Origin of the sequence: Candidatus Megaera polyxenophila (assembly GCF_029982035.1) — a bacterium.
In the GTDB taxonomy this organism is placed as follows: domain Bacteria; phylum Pseudomonadota; class Alphaproteobacteria; order Rickettsiales; family Rickettsiaceae; genus Megaera; species Megaera polyxenophila.
This window is the reverse complement of record NZ_CP104166.1, coordinates 823,031-843,118: the sequence shown is the minus strand read 5'-3', so window position 1 is coordinate 843,118 and position 20,088 is coordinate 823,031. Positions and strand designations below refer to the sequence as shown.

Below are 20,088 nucleotides of genomic sequence, written 5' to 3'. Positions count from 1 at the left end.
CTGAGAGATGAAAGTTTGATCTTTGCGACTAGAAGTCGCTTATCAAGCTAAAGCTCATTCTAGCCTAATATTTGAAGTAAAGTCGGTCTCATGAGCGTCAGTGTGTTTGTTGATATATTCGTTAATCATATCATCTGTAACATTACCGCTAGTTGAACTGAAGTATCCTCTGCCCCATAAATGTCTACCCCAGTATTTCTTTTTTAGTATCGGAAATTCTTCCTGTATTCTTTTAGATGATCTTCCCTTAGCTTTCTGAACAAATTCACTAATTTTAATATGCGGAGGAATATTTGCAAATATATGGACATGGTCGCTTGATACAACGCCATTTTCTATCTTTATACTCATTTCCTCAGCTACCTGTAACACTAGTTCCCGAACACGTTTTTTTATGTCGTAAGTAAGTACCTTATAGCGATATTTCGTTATCCATACTATATGATAACGATGATAAAAAACTGAATGTGATCTTTTGTTATAGTAAGTCATAGACTTATGATGCTACCGCATCATGGCGCATTAGACAAGCTAAAGCTTTTCCATCTGGAAGATGGAGGTTTTCACCACCAAAGGGACTATAAACATACCAACTGATTTCGTATAAACTACTCATCCAGTTATTAAAATTCTCAGCATTTTGATATGCGGACGGCAACTTCAAATTACTTGAGATATATTGAAAGCGAAATAACTCAAGGACTCTATGTCTCCACATTTTTTTAATAGGTTCGGCAGGAAAAAATAATTTTTGCCACTTGCCTTTGCTATTTATACCGCCGCAAGTAACCGATAAATGGATATGAACATTGCGTTTTAAATCTCTACCGAAAGTGTGTAAGGCAGTAAATATACCAACCACAAGATTTTTCTTTGTAGCTATCTCCTTAATAATTCCTGCTGCAATACCGGAAATCAATCCAAACAGATCACGATTGAGCCAAAATATCGGCCATAAAGAGTCCGGCATTGTAAATGTAATGTGCTGCCATCGTGTTTTTGGTAGAACATTGCTAGCCTTACTCACCCATTGATCCGTTTGTTTCTTACCACAACGAGAACAAAACCTACCTTTACAGCTGAATGCTACCGATTTATTGCGGTTACAATCACGGCAGCTATAACGTTTAAATCCTAAATATTTCGTTCCACACGATATAACTTTAGTGACGTTGAAAATAATGCCGTATCTTAGCTTGCCGTATTTTTTAGCGAAATCGAGACCAATTACCACGGTCTAGAAAAATATGTTTTATAGATATTCCTTTACCGACTATTTCCATAAATTACTTATAGTTAATGTTTTCTTACCAAGGAATCTTTCTTCCTTTGCGTTCTAAATCAAATTCTTTACAATCAGGGCAATAGTAAACAGAATTATACTTATGATTGGGAGATATTTTTCGCAACATTATCCAGAAAGCCTTGGCTATTTCCTTATCTCCTTCGGAAAAAATCTTTTTGATCCTGCTGTAAGGAATTGCTTGCTCTTTAGAAATGGCCTTAAGAGTTTTTACCGCTAATTCATTGACCAAATGCTGCTCAGAGTGCAAGTTACTCATAACTCAATTATATATTATCTTATGTATGTCTAACATTCAGTCTTTATAACTCAAGTTAAAACAAATCAAATACCAGTATTATAATCCTCCATAAATATTTATCGGTCAAGAGTATCTTCTTTTAAGCTGCCACCGATAGGTGGCTTATCTTGTTTTTTAATCAAAAATACAGTTTCAATTATATTTTTTTTTAAATAATCAAATACAGTTTCAATTATATTTCGTTTGCGTAGTAAGATTTTTTCGTTTAAATCCATTAATTTATTTGGCATATTCTTTTTAATTCCATGCACCATTTTCAATCCTCTTTCATATAAATTAATGAATAGATTTTGCTTAATATAACCTTTGTCGGCGTATATAAAACCAGTTAAATCCGTTGTTAGATCAAGCACAGGAACTCTATCATCTACGTTTCCCTTAGTCATTTTTAGCGCGATAAATTCACCTTTTTCGTTGATCACTAAATGTAATTTAAACCCATAAAAAAAGCCCATAGATGATTTGCCTTGCTTGGCAAGCCCAGCAAATGTTTTATTCCTATAGCGTCTTTTATTGTGGCAGATTTTGATTGCGGTAGTATCCATAAAATATGTGCCAGTTTCTTCGCCAAATAACATATGCAAAAGTATATTAAACGGTAAAAATAATCTAGACATTAGTTCTACAAAACGGTTATAACTTAAGGCATTCGGAAAATCGTTTTTGTGGATATACTCTATACAAGTTTTGTAAAAATATTTAAAGTTCTTTGCATGAGACGTATGATACATTACCATGATCGTCATAATCTCGCTCAAGCTCATACTACATAAGCGATTTCGCTGTTTATTGCCAGGTAATAATTGCTTTTTTTCGTAACCAGAGTAAATTTGGCAAAAATCATCTATAAAGCTGTACAATTCCGTGATATCTTTTTTCATGCCTGTGGTTGCCATTTTTTGTTAAAAAAGAGCTTTATCACAGGCATCACCATCTTGCAACCCTTGTATCTACTATATATTTATGCAATCCTTATCCCGAACTGGGGTATATCAATTCCGTATTGGTTACAAAAATCTGTTAAATGGTCGGTTAGTGCTTTTTTCTCTCTTATATCTAGGGCAAGTAGATGAGTTTGAGCTCCTCTGAGGTTGCATAAATTAGCTATTTTATTTAGCTGATAAACGTTTCTTCCGACTAGTATTAATCTAACATGTGGCGTGGCATATTGCATAGCGATCTCATAGCCAAGGCCACTGGTAGCTCCAGTAATTAATATTGTTTGTTTATTCATAATGGTTTTATTTTTTATCAATTTGATAAACTCCAGTGTTTCCTATAATAATGCCAAGCGATTGGTCTATCTGATTTTATTTCTTAACAAAGGGGTGAATTATTTGATGATTTTATGCTTTACCTATGCTATAAGATTGAGTTTTTTCCGAAAATAAAATTAGAAGTGACAATTTATATTGACAATATTGAGTTATCAAGTCCAGTAATACTTGCTCCAATGTCCGGAGTGACTGACTTGCCGTATAGGAAATTAGTTAAACACTTTGGTGCTGGTCTTGTTGTTTCGGAAATGATAGCAAGTAGGGCTATGATTGTCCAATCTCACCAATCCATGAAGAAATCTGCTATATTGCATGATGATGCAACTGGTGCTTGTGTTCAGTTGGCTGGTTGTGAGCCTAAGGTTATAGCCGATTCTGCTAGAATGAATGAGGACATGGGTGCTAAAATCATTGACTTAAATTTCGGTTGTCCTGCAAAGAAAGTTGTAGGTGGATATTCCGGTTCAGCTTTGATGAAAGATGAAAAATTAGCAGCTGAAATATTGTATTCTACAGTGAAAGCGGTAAAAATTCCGGTTACTCTGAAAATGAGAACCGGATGGGATGATAATACAAAAAATGCTCCCATTATTGCAAAAATAGCCGAGGATGCCGGTATAAAAATGGTCACGGTACACGGTAGGACCAGATGTCAGTTTTACTCAGGAAAAGCAGATTGGGAATTTATATCTTACGTAAAAAAATCAATAAAAATTCCTGTGGTGGCGAATGGTGATATAGTGTGTTTCGATTCTGCTAAAGAAGCTCTAAATAAATCTGGCGCTGACGGTATAATGATCGGGCGAGGTGCTTACGGCAAACCATGGCTTATTTCACAGGTTGCCCATTTTTTAAAAACTGGCAAAAAATTACCTGATCCGCCCCTAAAAGAGCAGCTAGTAATTGTCTTAAATCATTATGATGATATGATAAATTACTATGGTATGGATGCTGGAGTAAAACTGGCTAGAAAGCATTTGGGTTGGTATAGTAGTGGACTCCCCAATTCTAGCGAGTTTAGGGCTTTTATTAATCGGACTGTCAATGCCGATGTGGTAAAAGAAAAAATTCAAGAATTTTATAGTTCTATTTAACACTAAGTTATTTTTATGAGAGATAGGGAATATAAGTCGATCATTGATGCGATTGAAGTAAAAATCGATAAATTTTTTGAAATGCACGAAGGCAAATCTCCTGAGACCGGTTTATACGAAAGAGTGGTAAGAGAAGTTGAAAGAGCTCTTATTAGAAAAACTATTAGCCATACAAATGGTGTTCAAATCAAAGCTTCTAAGATATTAGGTATTAATAGAAATACTTTGAGAAAAAAAATGAAGGAGCTGGGGCTATAACATAAGATATTTGCTAATTTTAGGTGTTTGATATATGTTTTTAAAAAAATTTTGGCAAAGTATAGTTAAACACCGTTACAGTAAAAATGTTCCATATACTATTATTGCTGCAGCTGTAATATTTCTCTTAATTAACAGTTTTTTTGTTTATCTAGAATTTCAGTATAGTGAAGTCGATCCGGTAAGTGTTATTGGGTTAATGTTAATTATTCTGGTAGGCTCTCTTCTTTTTGTTATTTTGCTATTAAATAATCCGGTTTCTAGTTTGTTTTCTTTTATTAAAAGAACTAGAAAAAGGGCATACAAGTTAAGAAAGAGAATAATCATTGCTTTTAGTTTTGGTGCAGCAGTACCAACCATTATCGTTGCTGTTTTTTCTACGTATTTTTTTAATTTTGGAGTGCAATCATGGTTTGACGATAAAGTTTCCAGGGTGCTAGAACAATCTATTATCGTTGGAGAATCTTATATAAATGAGCATATAATGCAATTAAAAGAAACGGCGATTTCAATTTCCGATGATTATGACGATTTATATTATAAGCTGGTTTATAACCCTGAGTTATTCCAAGAAATTCTTACAGGACAAGCTGAAATGAGAACTCTTGATGAGGCAATAATTTTTAAGAAAGATACCAATACGATTTTAGCTCAAACAGCTTTAAGTTTTTCTTTATCTTTTTTGGCTATTCCGTCTTATGTTTTTGATAAAGCCAGTAAAGGAGAAGTGGTACAAATTTCCTCTGATCCGACTAAGCTGAGAATTTTAATAAAACTCAGGAATTACAATGATACTTATCTATTAATAGGGAGGTTAATAGATGAGAAAATAATTGATCACATTAATAGAGCAAATGGGACAGCCCAGGAATATTTTAGGCTAAAGGGCCATATATTTGATCTGCAAGTAAAATTTGCCATGATTTTTATTTTACTAGCAATAATTTTGCTTTTAGCAGCAATTATTTGGGGAAGACATTTTGCGGAACAACTCGTAAAACCAATTAGAGAATTGGTAATTGCTGCAGAAAAAGTAAAAAACGGTGATTTGACTGCTCAAGTCCCTGAAGAAGGGTTAAAAAAAGATGAAATAAAAATATTGTCTTTAGCATTCAACCGAATGGTTAAACAAATAGACCGTCAGCAACGCGATTTACTTATTGCCCAGAGAGCTCTAGCCTGGTCTGATGTAGCAAGAAAGGTAGCGCATGAAATCAAAAATCCATTAACCCCGATTCATCTTGGGGCAGAAAGGTTACTTAAGAAATTTAAAAACCAAGTACAAGATCCAGACTCTTTTGAAAAATATATTAATAATATTTTAAAAAACTCCAACGAAATTCGCATGATAGTTTCAGAGTTTGTTAATTTTGCAAGATTACCTTCCCCTGATTTTTCCAAGCATGAAATAGTCTCAATTATTAATCAGCTAGTTGACGAAAGACGTCTTATCAATGATAAAATTTTGTATCAAGTTTTTTCGAATGTAAAATTATTTGAATTAGTATGTGATGGTACGCAATTAAATCGGGTTTTGGTTAATTTATTACAAAATGCTGAGCATGCTCTTGAAAATATTAGCTATCAAAAGCGAATTACTGTTCATATTATGTTAGATGGAGATTTTATTGCTATTTCTGTCCTAGATAACGGTTTGGGTTTTTCTCCTCATGTTTTAGAAAATGCAACGAAAGCCTATTTTACGACTAAAGCAAAAGGTACAGGGCTTGGCCTTGCTATTGTTGATAAGATTGTCCAAGATCATCTTGGTACTTTAAATATTTTTAACAGAGAAGAAGGCGGAGGATGTGTGAAGTTAACTTTTAATGCTAAAGAGTTAAGAGTTAAGTTAAAATAAACCTTTTAGACTGTTAATGTTTTAACTTTTTTGTAAAATTTAGAACAATATGTTGCATAAATGCTATTATTTATGTTGATTTATATTTTTTATAAGGATAACTTAAAGGTATTGTTTATAGTTAATTGTTTAATATTTCTAGAGTAAAGTTAAGCGAACAAAACTGTTTTTGTATTTGGGGAAGGTTTATGGCATTAGATGTGCTTGTAATAGACGATGAAATGGATATTAGGGACATAATATCTGATATTTTAAGAGACGAAGGATTTTCCAGCCGAACTGCAGCAAATAGCACCCAAGCATTTAAAGCAATTGCTGAAAAAGTACCAAATGCGGTGATACTGGATATTTGGCTACAAGGTAGCGAACTTGATGGATTAGGTATTTTGGAGATAATAAAAAAGCAATATCCTTTAATGCCGGTCATAGTAATTAGCGGTCATGGTACTATTGAGACAGCTGTAAGTGCTATAAAAATGGGAGCTTATGATTATTTGGAAAAGCCATTTACCCATGATAAGTTAATAATATTGTTAAAAAGGGCCTGTGAATCATCAAAATTACGCAGGGAAAATATAGAGTTGCGTTCCAAAGTTATTGATAAAACAGAACTTATAGGATCTTCTTCAGTTATTACCAAGCTCAAATCTGAGATTGAAAAAGTAGCCCCAACTTCTGGAAGAGTTATGATTCACGGAGGTGGAGGTAGTGGTAAGGAACTGGCTGCAAGGTTAATCCATAAAAAATCAAGAAAGGCAAGCGGCCCTTTTATAGTTTTTAGCCCTACTGCACTTACGATAACTAAGATACAACAGGAACTATTTGGTGATGAAGAGAAACAAGAACAAGGAACTGTTTTTGACAAAAGAATTAGCGTTTTAGAGGCAGCTCACAACGGCACCTTGTATATAGATGAAGTCGGCGATTTGCCAATGGTTATACAAAATAAATTGCTGAAGTTTTTGCAGGATCAGAGTTTAATAAAAAACAATAAGGCCGTAAAATTAGATATAAGATTTATTACTTCTTCAACTAAAGATATGCAGGAGGAAATTGCTCAAGGTAAATTTAGGCAAGACCTATATTTCAGATTGAATGTTGTTCCTCTTTATGTAACGAATTTATCAGAAAGGAAAGAAGATATACCTCTATTAGTGAAATATTTTGTTAAACAATTATCTAGATTTTCTGGGTTGAAAGAAAGAGAATTTTCTGATGAAGCGATAGCGGCATTGCAAGCTTATTATTGGCCAGGTAATGTAAGGCAGCTTAGAAATGTTATTGAATGGACCTTGATAATGAACCCTCTGGCATCTGGAGTTATAGAAAGAATAAAATCCGACATGCTGCCGCAAGATATTATAAGCAATAGTGTAAATATACCTAAACCTGATAATAATTTAGATATGATGTCTATGCCGCTGCGTGAAGCAAGGGAAGTATTTGAGAGGCAATATTTGTCCGCACAAATGAATAGATTTAATAATAATATATCAAAAACCTCCATGTTTGTAGGCATGGAAAGATCTGCATTGCATAGAAAGCTAAAAATGTTAAGTATACATTCGGCAAGTAAAATAACAGATCAGGAAAAGGAACTTGATCTAGTTTAATTATTGACTTACAAATTATATTGGCCTTTTATGAAAAAATTATTTTTTCTTCCTTTGTTATGTCTGGTGCTAGCGTGCAGCGATGAGAATACTCAAAATAAGGGACAGTTGTCACAAGTTGAGAACGATAAAATAAGAGAATATATTTATTTGCGATCTCAGAAAAAGCAAATTATTGATATAAAAAATACGTTTGGAAATAACTTAAAAGGGATAAAATTAATAGGAGTTAATCTCTCCGGGGCGGATTTATCCGGCATTGATTTTTCAGGAGCAGAAATAGCCAGAGTTGACTTTTCTGGATGCAATTTGAATGGCGTTAATTTTCAAGGAGCAACAATTCAAGAAAGTGATTTTTCAGGAGTGGTATTCAGTAATTTTACAGCTGCGGAGGCTGATTTTCAGGCATCTGTATTCAATAAATCACAGTTTATAGATTCAGACTTTTCATATTGCAATTTCGAAGAGGCAGAATTTACTGGTACTAAAATTCAAAATTCAAAGTTTGATAAAGCTAATTTATCAAAAGTCACTATTCAAGATGCTATAATTGAGAATTCTAATTTTCAAAAAGCTAATTTAATATCTTCTATATTTGTTAATGTTAATATCAAAAATTCCGCTTTTTTTGGCGTGGATATGAGGAAGGCAAAATTAACAAGTGTAACATCGCAAAATTGTAGCTTTGAATCCTCAGATTTAAGTGAAATTGAATCTATAGATGGTATTTTTACGGAAGCGGATTTTAGCCAAATTATCTTGGATGATTCTAAATTTACTGGAAGCACAAAGTTTGCCTCTTCTTTATTTCCTTATGCTTCATTTAAGCGCGTGCGATTTGATAAAATATTGATTAGTAATTGTAATATGAAAGACACGGTATTTACAGGATTAGTTATGAAATCGAGTAGAATCCAGGATACATATCTAGATAATTCAAAATTTATTGGAGCTGATATTTTTAATTCTTATATGGATAATGTATCCATCACGAATGGTGATTGGGAAAAGGCTTCTTTAAAAGATTTTAAAATTTCTAATTCTAATTTGAGTAATCTTCATTCTTCAAATAACACCTTGAGCAAGGGAGAATTTATTAAAGTTAATTTATCTGATTCTTTGTTTGAAAATTATAGCGTAGAAGATTCTTCCTTTAAAAACTCAGATTTAAGTAAGGCAATTTTCTTAAAATCAGAAATCAAAAGAACGGATTTTACAGCAAGTGTTCTTAACAAAATAGCTATAATAAATTCCAATCTCGAGGAAGTAGTGTTTAATAATTCTCCAATTAGCAATTCCCAGATTAGAGAGGTAACTAATATCGCATCGGTTATAATTAATTCACCCGTGTCACGTACTATTTTACTTAATAATAAAGGGTTAGCTAATATGGTGATCCTAAATTCTTATAATTCAATGGGTGAATTAATGGCTAGCCGGGATTTATCAAATTTGAACATGGCCTACATAGATTTCTCAGGCCTTGAAGTAAAGCAAATAAATTTTAACGGTTCTCTTCTGAACGGGGCAAAACTGGTAGATTCTAAGTTCATAAGTTGTGTGTTTAAGGGTGTGGATTTTAGCAATGCAGATTTTTCTGGGGCGGATTTTTCTGGATCAGAAATTACTGATGCTAATTTAAAGAAAACGACTGTAAACGAAACAAATTTAAGCTCAACTAAATTAAATAATCTGGATTTTAGGAGAGCTTTTGTTACAAATGTTAATATTAAAAATGCTGAATTAGTATCTGTATCTGGTCTTGGTAATTAAGGATATACTAAAATAGTAATCAAAAATTAAAATGCAAAATTTGCCTAGCCTTATTGTAGGTATTGGTACAGATATAGTCCAGATACCCAGAATAGAAAAGTTGTATGCAAAATTCGGAGAGCAGTTTTTGCTTAGAAATTATCATGAACTTGAAATAAAAGATTTTTGGAAGTTAACTAAGGAAAAACACTGCTTGTTTTTGGCCAAGAGATTTGCTGCTAAAGAAGCTATATCAAAAGCTTTTGGGTTAGGTATTGGAGCTAAAATGAGCTTTAAAGAAATAGCAATATTTAATGATTTGAGGGGAGCCCCAAGTGCAAAAATTTTTAATAAAACAGCTAGTTATCTAGATAATTACTCTATTTATATTTCTCTCTCAGATGACTATCCGGTTGCTATTGCTTTTGCTCTTGTTACTAAGATAGGTAGTCTGCATGAACTACCGCCTTTTGGAAAATTTTAATATTGTATAGTTTTACTTGAATATATGTTTTATAATATTTTGCTCTATTTAATAAAATAAAGCTGGAAAAGTAAAAAATTCAGTGTTATACCTAGCATGTCATGGAGAGATGGCCGAGTGGCCGAAGGCGCTCCCCTGCTAAGGGAGTATAGGGATCATATCTCTATCGAGGGTTCGAATCCCTCTCTCTCCGCCACGTGGTACAATTATTGATTTTTTCAAATTCTGAGAACGGGAAAGCTAATGTATAACATAGCTTACGGCCTTTTAGTTCCAGGTTCGCAAATATAAAATTCAGTAATTCCCTTTTTTCATTTACTGTCGAACCCTTGAAAGTTTCATAAGCTTGAGAGCTAATGTTTATAAGACCTATAAGCTTTTTTGAAAATTTATCATCTACTCTGTCGTAGCTTTTGAGTAAGTCACTTAATTCATATTGACGTTCTTTTAATTTATTTTTTTTATGTAAAAATTCTTCCCTTGTTAAAATTCCATCAGCTACCAGATCTATTAAATTATCAAGTTTATTTTGAATTGATGTATGTTCCTGTTTTAATGCACTAATTTCACGATTAAAATTATGTTTTTTTCCTTCATTAACATTCATCAAATATTCAATTACCTGCTTTAATATATCAGGATTCCTTATTCCAAGGTTTTGTAAAATATCTTCAAGCTGTTTAGTTATTTCATCCTCTCTAACCCATAACTTCTTTTCCGGATTATCAGGATCCGATGTTCGTAAGTATGTCCACTCGGCTACTTTACCATTTGCATATTTCTTAGTTTTGGTATCAGAAGTTACCAACCGGCCGGTAATAGCACATTTTAATATACCCCTAAACAAAAATTCCTTACCCCTATACTGAAAGGGTTTTTTATTCCATCCCATACGTACTGCCTCGCAAGCTTTAAATACTTCTCTAGTAGTAATAACCTCATGACGATGTGGCCATAATTCGCCTTTTACTCGCATTTCACCATAGTAGAAGGGATTCTGGATCATCCTATGTAAAACTGTCTTATTTATGTAATGACCATTTTTACTACGTAAACCCCATCTTTTCGCTTTTAATACCATTTCAGATAAAGTATATGCTCCTGTTGCGTACTCTTCAAATATTTTTGTGATTAAAGGGGCCTTGATGGGATCAACTATAATTAGTCCCCTACCGCGTTCATCTCTTTTATTCAAATAACCAAGTGGTGCACTACCATACCATTCCCCGTGAACCTCAACTTTCTGTTTAAAACTTTTTTTGACATTTTCACTTAAGAGATCAGTATGACATTTGGCAATAACAACTCCCATCCCCCACATCATTAATTCATGGGCAGTAGATTCCTGATGTATAACGTAACTTTCACTATTAAAATGTAATTCCAGTTTACCTTTTCTAACTAATTCATCAAGTAAGGGAGTTTCTTTCTGGCTTCTTTGAATGCGATCTACCTTATCGGCAACGAATGCTATAGGCTCACGATGCTGTTTTATAAATTTGATAATTTCCATAAATTCCTTTCGATCACCCTTAGTTGAAGATTCAACTATTTTAAACTTCTTTAAAATATGCAATCCTTTTCGATCACAATATTTTTCCAATCTTTCAGTTTGTACTTCAAGAGAATAGCCTTCCTGTTGATCTTTAGAGGAAACTCTGGATAAAATAACTGCTTTTATTGCTTTCTCTGCCATAGTGTTTTTATTAAATTGATTTTTAATAATAAGTTATAAGCTAATTTGTAAATGTTAAGGTTGTTTTTATCCACGTTTTTTACATCAGAAACTAATTAATGGTCCTAAGAACCTCTCTTGAAAGTTTTTTAAGGATCAGTTAGCGCTTTCAACGTAATAGCAATCATATCGAATGTTCATAGTCCCTTCATTTGCTTAAAATTATTAAACCAACCAAGAGTACTTTCAACTATCCAACGTTTAAGAATTACCTAAAAATATATTTGATCAATAATTTTACGAGCAATTGCAAGTAAACTTAAAGTTAAGTAGGATATTTTGCCCTAGTTTTTACGAGCACTTCTTTTGGTACCATCACGATCCTGGACGTTAAATACCTGTATTTCGCATGATAATGCTAAACCAAGAATATTTGTAGTTATATGACGATTTCTACCCTTAACTTTTTTACCGGCATCATATACTATAGATCCCCTTTTGACTAGTCTTAACAGATTGAATCTCGATAATTCTTACAGTCGGCGTTGACTTTTTAGCAACTTTCTCTCTGATCTATGTATCCATATATCATGAATCTCTTTTTTTCTTGGGTAACAACAGGTTTTTAAAAACCATTCTTGATCCCTTATATTCGTAGGGTACATGTCTCCACGTATTAAGCTTAAGCATTTTACCTTAATGCCTGCAGAACTTTTAAAATAGGTTCTAAGAATTAATCCCAATTCTGATACATGATGAATAAAAGTAATAACGAGTCAAGTTTTTAGTTAGAAAAATTGAGATGGTTATTATAGGAGTTTATAAAGTGGAAAGTAATTGATGGATACTAACTAATTTATAATATAAACGGTATTAATAAAGGACAAATAACTGATTTTGTCTATTTAATCCAGCAAATCCTGTTTTATTTGAAGATCAATAATTTTTTGGCAAAAACCTATCAAGTTACGTGCTAATTTTCTTGATTCTTTTTCGTCTATTTGATCCGGACAAGATGCCAGGATACTAGCTGCTATCCCATTAAATATTTCATGTTGTGACCTACCAGTTTTTATTGAATCAAGAAAATGCTCTTCTGTTACCGATAATGTTTTGGCAACAGATGCCCTTTGTTTATGAGTTAAAGTAATTGTTGTAGTAGATTCGGTATACCTGATTTTTTTCATATTGTTTATATCACTTATATACAATTTCTTTAGTCAATAGTTCAATAGGTTAATAGTCTTTGCAATCGGTATTTACGGCACGCAACCAAAATACCGGTAAGTTGCCCTGTTTAATTAACCTGAATGTGAGTATTTATAAGGATTTACGAATTTTATTTCCGTTAATTATTTAATGAGGTGGTTGCGCTGCTCGCAACCATTTTAAAATTCTTTGTAATTATCATCACCACGTGGTTTTCTATAGGGATAATTAACTTAAGATTCAGCATTTTATGCGTCTAGAAAAATTTCTTAAACTAGAGAAATTATCAATTCCAGAATTTGCAGAAATAATAGGTGTAAACAAGAGCGCAGTTTTTAGATACATACATGAAGGTTCTATACCAAAAGCCCCTGTTATGACAAAGATTTACCTTGTAACAAGAGGAGCAGTTTCGGCAAATGATTTTTATAGACTGACTGATCAGATATTTGATGTGGAACTTGAAAAAAATATTCTTCCTAGAGAAGAATTACATGCTGATTCTTTTAGATAAAAGGTTGCGTCCGGCACAACGATTTAAAATAATTTTTGGCTTGTTTTAGGGAAGTCAATAGAATTTAGGGTTGCCTGTTATAAATCGGGGTTTTCAAGTATTAGTTATCCGGATATTCTTAAGAAATCACTTATAGGTTTTTATGGACTTATAGTTGTATAAAAAATTAGAACCAAACCAAGTATTAAGTAAAAATTATGACCTAGTTAAATAAACAAGATAAATGCCCGCCCGGTATCTTACTTGAGTCCTACAAAACCTGAAAGATATCTATGGCGAGCAAATAAGCAAACCTGAGTTTTAACCAAACAAGATTGCGGATATGACCATAACACAAAAAGCAAACGGGTGCAATAAAGCTGCTAACCCGACTAAAAATAATTTACCTTTTTTTCAATCTTACGGCTCGATCTTTGCACCATGCCAATTTAGATTGCCGGAAGCAGTAATTATAACCGAGCTTTTATATTTAAGATATGAGAGCGGTAATTATAGAGAGGATTTCGTATTAACAGACTGTTTTGCACATTTCCGAAAAAAGTTCGGTATGAGCAAAATAGATATGCAAAAAGCATCATGCCATTTACACAGGACAGGTATAATAACCCGCTCTTTTCGGGAAATTACCGTAGGCTATCAAATTCATAAAGAACTGGATATCAAAGCATCATGCCATTTACACAGGTCAGGTATACTAACCCGCTCTTTTCGGGAAATTACCGTAGGATATCAAATTCATAAAGAACTGGATATCAGGTTAAATATTACCGGTTTAACTGATTTATCGGAAGCGGAGGTATGTTGATATGGAAATGTTACCGCTTGATAATCAGTACAATTTCAGAGGAAATATCATCCCTGATGAATGGTATGTAAGGTTTACTAACGGTAGGGGATCACCTGATCTGCCCTTGATCTCGATACTATCTGAAATAGTTTACTGGTATAGACCTAAGGAAATCAGAGACCCGATCACCGGTCAGATATCTTACGTACCTAAATTTCCTGAAGATATATGGCAAACTTCATACGCTCATTTTGAACGCAAGTTTGGTTTTAATCGGGAGAAAATTCGTAAAGTTCTTGTCAAACTTGAAACGATGGGAATTATTACCCGAATATTCCGCAATGTAACTTTAAGGGGACAAGAATATAATAACAGGCTTTTTATTGATTTGAATAAGGATTCGTTACAGCTATCTGAAAGTAAGAATCAGGATAGCTCAAACTCCTGTAAACCACTTTTTTTTAGTTCTAAAAAAGTTGATGCTTCCCACTTTTTAGTATCACCCTCTCCTCGTTTGCAAGGAATAGATAAGAATAAAGAAGAGAATAATAAAGATAGATCTAGATCTACGGGTTCAGGTACTACTGAAAGAGGAGAGGTAAGCGCACAAGAGAGCGAATCTCAATCTAGAGAATCTACATCTAATTTTTGCAAAAATTCTTTTGCTGCAATATCCGACAAGAGCGCAAAAAGTTTGAAAGACTTTTATCCCTTAACCCAGAAAGACTGTCATCAATTGCAGTCATTATCAAAACGTGAATTTTCTCTTCGGGTAATGAATGAAATACTGCAGGACATGGCAAGACGTCTAACTGACAGGTTTTTTAAAAGCAGGAAAGCTTTTTTAAACTATATGGGAAAGGTTTTTACCTATGAGAAAAGGCAACCGGAAAAAGTTAATAACGATAATTTTAGAATAAGGAACAATATGACAGAGGATGAAATCAGCTTTGAAGCAAAAGAACAATACCTTACTGAAATAGAAAATAACCCGGAAGTATCACCGCAACAACGTTTTAAAAAGCTGATAGCAGCGGTGCTGTCTCAAGACAAGGCCTATAACCTGCTTAAGGCTTATAAATCGATTAATGTCCGGGAAGGAGTCATTATCTTAAATCTTGATAAACATATGGAACTTAGCAAAACGGATGAGGAAATCATCCTGAAGCAGGTTCAATCTACTCATAACCGGATTAGTTTTGATGAAGCAGATTCCGGGTTTATTAGCAAATTACAAATCGTTACACCGGACGCAAAAGAAAAAAGCTTATCTGACTATGAGTTTAGTAATCCTGGTATTCCAAGTAAAAATAACCAAACCGTTAACACCGAACAGGAACTACAAATATCCGGTGATATCTGGGAAACGGTACGAAGCAGGTTTATTGATTTAGTACCTCAGGGCGAATTACTGGATCAGCATTGGATAAGCAAGCTGGAAGCAAGTATTGATGCAAGTTCAAGAAAATTAACCTTAAAAGCTCCGAGCAGTTTTATCAAGGACTGGGTATCAGATAACTATATGCATCATATTGTGAGATTAGCAGGAGGGATGGGTTTTGCCGTAGGCCTTGGTTATGGAAATGAGAAACCTTACTACAGCAAACTGTAAAAAATACGCACGGAGTTAAGGAATATGATTTTTATGATCAGGAAAGGAGAAATTAAAATTAAAAGGTTATTAATAATTATGACAGGTTTTGCAGTATTAAATTCATATACGGCTGAGGCTAATTCCCAAATTGCCAATATTAGTTACTGGTATGATGATTCAGATATCAGGAATGTTATCAGGAATCGCCTTGGTGATAGTGTATATATTGCCCCTGCAGTACCAAGCAACACTGAATTGATCAAGGATGTAGTAGCAGCTGCTTTGCTTGAGGCACAAGCAGGAAAACCTGCTCTGATACCTGTAAACTTAAGCAATAATCACTGGACAGGGATTGTAATCAGGAGGAAGCTTGATGGTAATATTATCGTATTTTACAATGATTCTTTCGGCACTCCCGTCGGCGGAGTAAATAGCGAGAGCGGTCAGTACATCGCTGCTATAAAAAAGATACTACCGACTGCCGAAATAGTTGATTTGCGGGTTCATCAGCAGAACGACGGATCGAGTTGCGGAGCATTTACTGCCGAGAATCTGATAGCTTTAGCGGGTTTAAGTCAAGTAAACCTAACCCCTGAAGCAGCAAGAGCTTTACTTGCTAATATTAACGACGCACGAACCATCCGTATTCTACACCTTGGTAGCCTGCAGGCAAAAATAATAACAGCTGCTGAAATAATAGCAGGAAGCGTAGCCGGTAAGTATGTGGAAGCAGTAAACAGAGTTGCCTTTTCCGATATGGCAAATTTTGCCGGAGCTACAGCGGACAGGCTTACTCATCTGTATCTGATTGATACCGGCAATATGGGTGTATCCGGCGGAGACGAGGAATCCGGTTACGGACTCTGGGTTCGGGGGAGCTACGGAAGCGGCATATTCAAGTCTCAGGATTCTCTGGAAGTAAAGCAGAAATCTGCGGGAGGATCTATAGGTTTTGACGGCAAGTTGGATGACGATACCATCATTGGTATTGCTCTAAATCATAACCGGACAAAACTTACGCCAAAATCCACTTCTGAAACCGTAGTAAGTAATATCAGTAATAATACCGGTAGCAGGTTTAGCGGTGATATCGGATCACTTATCGGTAGTCTTTACGGAAGTATCAACATGAATGAAAGGCTGGTACTCGGCGGTGAGGTTAGGCTCGGTCAGGTTGATGCTAAAGTCAACTATTACTCCCTGATTAACGGCAATAACAGATTCAAATTAAAAGGGGAATTACTCGGGGGATCTCTAGTAGCTGATTATTATTACCCTATAGCTAAACTCTTTGTCGTTCCAAACCTTGGCATTTCTTATGAGACCATAAGATTCAAGGGCAAGGATCAGGGAAATCTGAAGATTGAAAAGCTTGCTATTCGAAGACCTGCAATTAAGGGAGGAATTGCTATAACGGGGATTTTTCAAGTTGGAGAATGCCAATTGATCCCTGAAATCAAAGCAGCGTATGAAGCAGGATTTTCCCCTAAATCAAACAGACTAAAGATAAGGAATAGCGGCGGGCTGGTTCTTTCCGATTACAGGATACCTGTGCTGAAAGATTCATACAGACTTGGAGCAAGTATAGGGATTGCATACTCAAGGTTTGAGGCAAGTGCCGGTTATGAGCAGGCACGTTACAGGCGTTATTTGGGAAACAGCTTTTATGGAAAGCTGCGAATTAATATTTGATAAAAACTGACAATAAAAGGGAGGAACAGTCATGGGACGAAAAAGCAGTTATTTAGAGCAAATAGATAAATTCATCGGTAGGAAAATCTATTTCCTTCGTCTGGCAAAAGGATTGAGTCGTGCTGAGTTATCAAAAGTAATCGATGTAACCTATCAACAACTACAAAAGTATGAAAACGGAACGAATCGGGTTTCTGCTTCGAGATTAATGCTAATAGCTAAAGCTCTGGAGCATGAGATACCATATTTTTACGAAGAGTTTGAAAAAAGTGATAACAGTCTGCAAGGTAGCAAGAAAATTTAGACGCACTGCTATAGGGGTATCATCAGGACATAATCAATACCCTTATTAAATCCCTGTTAAAGAAAGGGTATGCGTAAATAAATCAAATTAACTGAAGGGAGTAAAAATAGATGAGCAAAGAGAAGAAGGAGGAATTTTTAGGATATATCCTCCTGCAAGATTTTAGAAATTTGTGGGAGTTCAAGATGGCTTGTATGAAGCGTGATCGAAAGCTTACCGGTGAAAGATACCATGGAAAATTCCATGAGATAATAGCAAGAATCCCAACGGGGTTTGGTAAATCTATTTTTCTAAACAATTTAACTAAAGAGTAAGAATAAAAATGAGCTACAAACAATTGGTTTATAAGAATAAACGAGACAGAAAGTTTCTTAAAATAATAAAAAAGCTGCATTCTGGAAGAATAATCGTAACTTTTTGCGCGTTAATTTCCGTGTTTATTCCGGAGGCTTGGGCGATTGATCTGGATGCAGGAGGAAAGGCTTTTTTTGAGCCGGTAGTTGCCTTTAGCAAGGTGTATACACCGGTAGCAATATTCATAGGCGGAGTTGCAGGCCTTGCTTTTACTCCGGGAGAGCCAAAAACAAAAATAGCCGGTGCTGCCGGTGGTATGGCTCTTGGCGGACTCCTGATTAAAGCGGCGGAAAAAGCATTCGGTATTGTCTAAATTAGCAGGGGAGTTACATATCATGGAACGAATATATTTAAGTAAATGCCTGAACAGACCCGTAAGAATAATGGGCTCTTCCTTTTTTGGCGTTATCGGGGGAGGAGTAGCAATGCTTTTAATGTGGATATTATTCAGTATGCCGATAGGGATAATTTCGTTTGTCGGAGGTTATGCTTTAGGGAGGGCATTTGGGATTATCTGGCATAAGGGGAGGTGGCAGAGATGGATTTACTGGCATTTACCGTTTGCCGGGATAATAGGAGGTAAAAACCTACCACAATCGCATATGAGGAGATTTTTCTAAATGGAAGATACAAGGCTTATGACGGTTCTTGAAAAAGTAACGAAGCAACGGAACATAATCATGATTGTTACCGGAATCCTGTTGTTTAGCAACCTGTTTCTTTCCTTTAGTATAATGAGCATGAATCGTGAGGTGATACTTGTTCCCGGTATTGATCGGGAATACAGGATAAAGGGCACCGACGTATCCTTAAGTTATCTGGAAGAGTGGAGCAGGACTACACTGGTTGGGTTACTTGATCTATTAACCCACCAATTAAATACCCGACTTAGGCGGCATATTTTACTTCTTTCGCCTGAAATAATCTTTTGATATGTTCTGGGTTATTTTGCAGAGTCCTTAGGTAAGATTTTAAATTCCCTTGGAGTTCAGATTTTGTAAGAGGTATATGTTTCCTATTTACATTTCTTTTTAAATCGTTGTTTAAATATTCATCCGGATTATGTTGCGGAGTATACGGAGGCAGAAAAAATAAAGAAATTTTCTTTTTATGTTTCCGAGTCCATATTTGTACTTTTTTGCTATGATGAACCTTGAGATTATCTAGGATTAAGAAGATTTTTTTCTTGGAGTATTTTACCAACCTCCGTAAAAATTCTATAAATACATTTGTTTTTAGTGTCTCTTCGTACAGCATAAACCTTAGCTTACCGTTATTTGTAACAGTGGATATCATGTTTATACTAAATCTCTTCGATTTATGAATCACAACAGGGGTTTTTCCTTTTAAAGAATAGCTTTGTAATACCTGACACTCTTGTTTTATCCCTACTTCGTCGCACCAATGTATTTCTGCCTTTTCATATTCTGCTTGCTTGGCTATTGACGGATATTCTTCATCTAACCAAAATTGAACCCTTTTGGGTTGCTGCTCATATGCTAACTTCTTTGGCTTTTGTGCAGTATACCCCCATCTTCTTAAATATTCGCCTATTGTACTTAGGGGAAGAAAAAATCCACAATGTTTTTTGATGAGTGCATTAACTGATTTTCTTGACCATAATGCTGATTTGATATTGTGATCTTCTGGTCTAGAGATATTTACGTACCCTTGTATTATTTTACTTTGATCTTCGGTTATAAGCCTTTTCTCTCCTATCTTTCTACCTCTTAACTTCCCACTAATTGCGTACTTGTCGCCTCTCTTTTCCCTCCTTACCCATTCATTTACTGTCTGGCGACTCACTCCTATTAATTCACCTACCGACGATTGACTCTCTCCTCTTTTTACTAGTTTTAGAGCAATCTTTCTCATCGACGCTTGTGCGCTTATTGATAATTTCCTAAAATCTTCACTTTTTGACATTATTGCATTATACAAATTCCTTCCTTCTTGGCAATAGTTATGTCGGGTATTTAATTGGTGGGTTAATAACACCGAATAATGTACTGCATAAAA

At 34.7% G+C, this 20,088-nt stretch carries 22 protein-coding genes, 1 tRNA gene and 1 pseudogene; 16 read left to right on the top strand and 8 right to left on the bottom strand.

The genetic code is table 11. The features are described 5' to 3' along the window. Window positions 1-54: 54 nt before the first annotated feature. The 5 genes from tnpA to N3Z16_RS04510 form a co-directional block, all read right to left on the bottom strand. On the bottom strand, window positions 55-492 hold the full coding sequence (gene tnpA / locus N3Z16_RS04530) for an IS200/IS605 family transposase (protein ID WP_282485546.1): 438 nt from the start codon (window positions 490-492) through the stop codon (window positions 55-57). Window positions 493-496: 4 nt separating this feature from the next. Next, window positions 497-1,234, bottom strand: a complete 738-nt coding sequence (locus N3Z16_RS04525) for an IS91 family transposase (RefSeq protein WP_282486913.1) — start codon at window positions 1,232-1,234, stop codon at window positions 497-499. 73 nt (window positions 1,235-1,307) lie between these two features. Further along, window positions 1,308-1,562, bottom strand: coding sequence for a hypothetical protein (locus tag N3Z16_RS04520; RefSeq protein ID WP_282485543.1), 255 nt, complete (start codon window positions 1,560-1,562; stop codon window positions 1,308-1,310). A 98-nt stretch (window positions 1,563-1,660) separates the two neighbouring features. Then, a complete protein-coding gene (locus N3Z16_RS04515; protein WP_458693297.1) occupies window positions 1,661-2,485 on the bottom strand; it encodes an IS982 family transposase in 825 nt (274 codons plus the stop codon). Window positions 2,486-2,565: 80 nt separating this feature from the next. Then, window positions 2,566-2,838 carry an SDR family NAD(P)-dependent oxidoreductase gene (locus N3Z16_RS04510; protein WP_282486911.1) on the bottom strand — a complete coding sequence of 91 codons (273 nt, stop codon included), beginning with the start codon at window positions 2,836-2,838 and terminating at the stop codon, window positions 2,566-2,568. A 171-nt stretch (window positions 2,839-3,009) separates the two neighbouring features. Between N3Z16_RS04510 and dusB the strand changes: the two genes are divergently transcribed. The 7 genes from dusB to N3Z16_RS04475 all read left to right on the top strand — a co-directional run bounded on the left by dusB (window position 3,010) and on the right by N3Z16_RS04475 (window position 10,136). Beyond that, a complete protein-coding gene (gene dusB / locus N3Z16_RS04505; RefSeq protein WP_410519639.1) occupies window positions 3,010-3,975 on the top strand; it encodes a tRNA dihydrouridine synthase DusB in 966 nt (321 codons plus the stop codon). Between the two features lie 15 nt (window positions 3,976-3,990). Next, window positions 3,991-4,233, top strand: coding sequence for a helix-turn-helix domain-containing protein (locus N3Z16_RS04500; protein ID WP_223938542.1), 243 nt, complete (start codon window positions 3,991-3,993; stop codon window positions 4,231-4,233). A 34-nt stretch (window positions 4,234-4,267) separates the two neighbouring features. Next, a complete protein-coding gene (locus N3Z16_RS04495) occupies window positions 4,268-6,091 on the top strand; it encodes a sensor histidine kinase NtrY-like (protein WP_282486910.1) in 1,824 nt (607 codons plus the stop codon). Window positions 6,092-6,279: 188 nt separating this feature from the next. Next, window positions 6,280-7,704 (top strand): nitrogen assimilation response regulator NtrX, encoded by a 1,425-nt coding sequence (ntrX, locus tag N3Z16_RS04490; RefSeq protein ID WP_282486908.1) that lies wholly within the window; start codon window positions 6,280-6,282, stop codon window positions 7,702-7,704. Between the two features lie 30 nt (window positions 7,705-7,734). After that, window positions 7,735-9,477, top strand: a complete 1,743-nt coding sequence (locus N3Z16_RS04485) for a pentapeptide repeat-containing protein (RefSeq protein ID WP_282486906.1) — start codon at window positions 7,735-7,737, stop codon at window positions 9,475-9,477. Window positions 9,478-9,508: 31 nt separating this feature from the next. Then, window positions 9,509-9,940, top strand: coding sequence for a holo-ACP synthase (gene acpS / locus N3Z16_RS04480; protein WP_282486905.1), 432 nt, complete (start codon window positions 9,509-9,511; stop codon window positions 9,938-9,940). A gap of 103 nt (window positions 9,941-10,043) precedes the next feature. Then, window positions 10,044-10,136, top strand: a tRNA-Ser gene (locus tag N3Z16_RS04475). Here N3Z16_RS04475 and N3Z16_RS04470 read toward each other — a convergent pair. After that, window positions 10,104-11,636 (bottom strand): recombinase family protein, encoded by a 1,533-nt coding sequence (locus tag N3Z16_RS04470; protein WP_282486903.1) that lies wholly within the window; start codon window positions 11,634-11,636, stop codon window positions 10,104-10,106. The genes N3Z16_RS04475 and N3Z16_RS04470 overlap by 33 nt on opposite strands. An 884-nt stretch (window positions 11,637-12,520) precedes the next feature. Continuing rightward, window positions 12,521-12,802: a hypothetical protein gene (locus tag N3Z16_RS04465; RefSeq protein ID WP_282486902.1), complete on the bottom strand. Its 282-nt coding sequence runs from the start codon at window positions 12,800-12,802 to the stop codon at window positions 12,521-12,523. Window positions 12,803-13,074: 272 nt separating this feature from the next. On the opposite strand from N3Z16_RS04465, the gene N3Z16_RS04460 reads away from it, so the two are divergent. The 9 genes and pseudogenes from N3Z16_RS04460 to N3Z16_RS04420 all read left to right on the top strand — a co-directional run bounded on the left by N3Z16_RS04460 (window position 13,075) and on the right by N3Z16_RS04420 (window position 19,001). Continuing rightward, window positions 13,075-13,338: a helix-turn-helix transcriptional regulator gene (locus N3Z16_RS04460; RefSeq protein WP_282486901.1), complete on the top strand. Its 264-nt coding sequence runs from the start codon at window positions 13,075-13,077 to the stop codon at window positions 13,336-13,338. A 322-nt stretch (window positions 13,339-13,660) separates the two neighbouring features. Continuing rightward, the gene (locus N3Z16_RS04455) at window positions 13,661-14,143 is read left to right on the top strand and encodes a hypothetical protein (protein ID WP_282486900.1); all 483 of its coding nucleotides are present in this window, start codon (window positions 13,661-13,663) and stop codon (window positions 14,141-14,143) included. Between the two features lies 1 nt (window position 14,144). Continuing rightward, entirely contained in the window at window positions 14,145-15,737 is a 1,593-nt protein-coding gene (locus N3Z16_RS04450; protein ID WP_282486899.1) for a DnaA N-terminal domain-containing protein, read from the top strand. A gap of 33 nt (window positions 15,738-15,770) precedes the next feature. Further along, window positions 15,771-17,411: an autotransporter domain-containing protein gene (locus N3Z16_RS04445; protein ID WP_282486898.1), complete on the top strand. Its 1,641-nt coding sequence runs from the start codon at window positions 15,771-15,773 to the stop codon at window positions 17,409-17,411. A 31-nt stretch (window positions 17,412-17,442) separates the two neighbouring features. Further along, window positions 17,443-17,685: pseudogene (locus N3Z16_RS04440) on the top strand (helix-turn-helix domain-containing protein); the annotation flags it as partial. A 140-nt stretch (window positions 17,686-17,825) separates the two neighbouring features. Continuing rightward, on the top strand, window positions 17,826-18,029 hold the full coding sequence (locus N3Z16_RS04435; protein ID WP_282486897.1) for a hypothetical protein: 204 nt from the start codon (window positions 17,826-17,828) through the stop codon (window positions 18,027-18,029). An 8-nt stretch (window positions 18,030-18,037) separates the two neighbouring features. Further along, complete coding sequence (locus N3Z16_RS04430; protein ID WP_282486895.1) at window positions 18,038-18,382, top strand: hypothetical protein; 345 nt, start codon at window positions 18,038-18,040, stop codon at window positions 18,380-18,382. Between the two features lie 22 nt (window positions 18,383-18,404). Beyond that, a complete protein-coding gene (locus tag N3Z16_RS04425) occupies window positions 18,405-18,689 on the top strand; it encodes a hypothetical protein (RefSeq protein WP_282486894.1) in 285 nt (94 codons plus the stop codon). Continuing rightward, window positions 18,690-19,001 carry a TraE/TraK family type IV conjugative transfer system protein gene (locus tag N3Z16_RS04420; protein WP_282486893.1) on the top strand — a complete coding sequence of 104 codons (312 nt, stop codon included), beginning with the start codon at window positions 18,690-18,692 and terminating at the stop codon, window positions 18,999-19,001. On the opposite strand, the gene N3Z16_RS04415 is transcribed toward N3Z16_RS04420, so the two are convergent. Beyond that, a complete protein-coding gene (locus N3Z16_RS04415; RefSeq protein WP_282486892.1) occupies window positions 18,958-20,067 on the bottom strand; it encodes an IS630 family transposase in 1,110 nt (369 codons plus the stop codon). The genes N3Z16_RS04420 and N3Z16_RS04415 overlap by 44 nt on opposite strands. Window positions 20,068-20,088: the final 21 nt, after the last annotated feature.